At 68.6% G+C, this 407-nt stretch carries 1 pseudogene; it reads left to right on the top strand.

The window, feature by feature from the left end:
- Window positions 1–51: 51 nt before the first annotated feature.
- A pseudogene (locus LPA54_RS40650) lies at window positions 52–407 on the top strand (hypothetical protein); the annotation flags it as partial.

Here is a 407-nt window from a genome sequence, read left to right as displayed (position 1 = left end):
CCCTTCGGGGAGGCGAAGGAGGGCGGTGCCCCGGGCGACAAGTGCGTCCAGGTGATCCCCAACCTCGGCAACGGCGAATGGGACACCTACGTCCTGAACGACGCCCACGTCCTGGATCCGGCCTCACCGTGCGTGCAGGCCCATGTCACACCCGCTGAGAAGCAGTTCGCCGACGCCCAGCTCGCGGACGGTTTCAAGGACCAGCGGGTGATCGACGCCGACCAGTTCGAGCTGACGTTCTCGTTGCCGGACACCGGCCCGCATGCCGACTGCCTGAACGACCCGGCGCCGGGCGACTCGCTGCCCAACGGCGACGGTTGGTTCTCCCTGGCCAAAGAGCCGGTTCCCCATGTCAACAAGAGTGACCCGGCGGGCGGCAGCGGATTCAGGACGACCCGGGCGCTGGC

Origin of the sequence: Streptomyces sp. DH12, assembly GCF_020873895.1 — a bacterium.
Taxonomy (GTDB): domain Bacteria; phylum Actinomycetota; class Actinomycetes; order Streptomycetales; family Streptomycetaceae; genus Streptomyces.
Note: the sequence above shows the minus strand (reverse complement) of the source record. Positions and strands in the feature narration are given on the sequence as shown.